Below are 2,693 nucleotides of genomic sequence, written 5' to 3' on the forward strand. Positions count from 1 at the left end.
GGGTGGGTTCGTGTTTGCCGGCGCGCGCCGGCAGCGCGGCACCCGCGGCGGCTGCGCGCATGGGCGGGTCGGCGCGGCGCCACGGCGTGCGGCGCGCGGGCACCGCGATGCGCAGCACGCCGCCGAGGTATTGGCCAGTGAGCGATTCGGGTGCGGCGCACAGGTCCGCCACGCTGCCCTCGGCGATCACGCGCCCGCCGTGAACGCCCGCGCCCGGCCCCATGTCGATGACGTGGTCGGCGCTGCGAATCATGTCCTCGTCATGCTCGACCACCAGCACGCTGTTGCCGATGTCGCGCAGGTGCTCGAGGGTGGCGATCAGGCGCTCGTTGTCGCGCTGGTGCAGGCCGATGCTGGGCTCGTCGAGCACGTACATCACGCCGGTCAGCCCCGAGCCGATCTGCGATGCCAGGCGGATGCGCTGCGCCTCGCCGCCCGAGAGCGAATCGGAGGCGCGGTCCAGGCTCAGGTAATTGAGGCCCACGTCGTTCAGGAAGCGCAGGCGCGAGGCGATCTCGCGCACCACCTTCTCGGCGATGTCGGCCTTGGCGCCGGCCAGCTTCATGCCGTCGAACAGCGCCAGCGCCTCGCGCAGGGTGGCGTGCGCGATCTCGTAGATCGGCCGGGCCACGCCGGTTGCGGCGTCGACCAGCTTGACGTGGCGCGCCTCGCGCCTCAGCCGCGTGCCGTGGCAGTCGGGGCAGGGCCGCGCCGCCTGCAATCGCGCCAGTTCCTCGCGCACCGCGAGCGAATCGGTCTCGCGCAGGCGTCGCTCCAGGCTCGGCAAGATGCCCTCGAAGGCATGCGAGCGCTTGACCGTGCGCCGCTTGCCGCTGGCCGCCTCGGCCGCGTAGACGAAGGCGATCTCCTCGCTGCCCGAGCCGTGCAGCAGCACCTGCCGGTGCGCGGCTTGCAGCTGCTCGAAGGGCGTGTCGATGTCGAAGCCGTAGTGGCTGGCCACGCTCTCCAGCATCGAATGCGTGTAGGCATTGCGGCGGTCCCAGCCCTTGACGGCGCCGCTGGCCAGGCTCAGCGTCGGGAAGGCGACGACGCGCTGCGCATCGAACACCGTCACCTCGCCCAGGCCGTCGCAGGTGGGGCAGGCGCCGACCGGCGAATTGAACGAGAACAGGCGCGGCTCCAGTTCGGCCAGCGAGTAGCCGCACACCGGGCAGGCGAACTTGGCGGAGTACAGGTGCTCGCGCGGTGGCAAGCGCTGGCCGGTGCCGTCGGTGCCGCCGGTGTCCATCTCCCAGGCGATGGCGCGGCCGTCGGCAAAGCGCAGCGCCGCCTCGAAGCTTTCGGCCAGGCGCTGCGTCATCTCGGGGCGCACCTTCAGGCGGTCGATGACGACGTCGATGTCGTGCTTCTCGGTCTTCTTGAGCTTGGGCAGATCGGTGACTTCATGCACCGCGCCGTCGATGCGAAAGCGCACGTAGCCGCGCGCCTGCATGTCCTCGAACAGCTCGGCGTGCTCGCCCTTCTTTTCGCGCATCACCGGCGCCAGGATCATGAGCCGCGTGTCCTCGGGCAGCGCCAGCACGGCGTCGACCATCTGCGCCACGCTCTGTGCCGCCAGCGGCAGCGCGTGGTCGGGGCAGAAGGGCGTGCCGGCACGCGCGTAGAGCAGGCGCAGGTAGTCGTGGATCTCGGTGACGGTGCCGACGGTGGAGCGCGGGTTGTGCGAGGTCGCCTTCTGCTCGATGCTGATGGCCGGCGACAGGCCTTCGATCACGTCGACATCGGGCTTGTCCATCAACTGCAGGAACTGCCGCGCATAGGCCGACAGGCTCTCCACGTAGCGGCGCTGTCCTTCGGCGTAGAGCGTGTCGAAGGCCAGGCTCGACTTGCCCGAGCCCGACAGCCCGGTGATCACCACCAGCGCATGGCGCGGTATGTCGAGGTCGATGTTCTTGAGGTTGTGGGTGCGTGCCCCGCGCACTCGGATCATCGGCGTCTCGGCGGCGGACGCGACGCGGCGGGCAGGCGGTTCAGTCTCGGGGGGCATGTCGGTGGCGCGCCGCAGAGGGCTTAGGGCAACCGCGGATTATGCGGGCCGAGGCTCGCGCGACGACCCTGCTGTGCAGGGCGCCGCTCAGGGCGCGACGTTGGCGGGCGACGGCGCCCAGAGGGCCATCGCCGCACGCAGCCGTGCCAAGGTCGGCGCGGGCAGCGGCGCACGCCAGGCCGGGCCCGCCGGGCCGACGGCCTGCCACAGCACGGCGTCTTCGGTCAGCGCGACGCTGCCGAGCGCGCCGCCATCGGCCGCGGTGATGGGCAGTCCTCGCGGCCCGATCGGCGCTGGCACGCGTTGCCAGCCGCCGCGGGTGAGGCGCTGCAACTCCACCCACCACGCGAGGGCGGCGTCGCGTTGCGGCACCGCGGACCCGGCCATGCTGCCGGCCGCGCTGCGTTCGCTGCGCTGCGCGTCGTTCTTCGGTCCGGCGCGCAGCGCGGCAAGCACCGGGCCGAGCGGATCGTCCTCGGTGAGCGGGGCGTCGCGCAGCGCGGGCGCGGCGCGTTCGCGTGCCAGTGCCGCGCCTCGTTGCGCACTCGCTGCGTCGAGCCGCCCTGCAGCATCCGCTGACCGCCCCGATGCGAGCCCGGCGTCCGCGGCGGCACGCGGCCCAGGAGCGCGTGCCGTGGCGAGCGGCGGCGCGTCGTCGGCCGGGACCTGCGCCGGCTCGGCGGCG

At 72.6% G+C, this 2,693-nt stretch carries 2 protein-coding genes; both read right to left on the reverse strand.

Annotated features, from left to right (window positions below):
• On the reverse strand, positions 1-2,008 hold a 2,008-nt coding region (uvrA, locus tag RMO12_RS13635), incomplete at its 3' end, for an excinuclease ABC subunit UvrA (RefSeq protein ID WP_405029681.1).
• An 87-nt stretch (positions 2,009-2,095) separates the two neighbouring features.
• On the reverse strand, positions 2,096-2,693 hold a 598-nt coding region (locus tag RMO12_RS13640), incomplete at its 5' end, for a hypothetical protein (RefSeq protein WP_405029682.1).

It is taken from the genome of Methylibium sp. (genome assembly GCF_031393925.1).
Taxonomy (GTDB): domain Bacteria; phylum Pseudomonadota; class Gammaproteobacteria; order Burkholderiales; family Burkholderiaceae_C; genus Methylibium.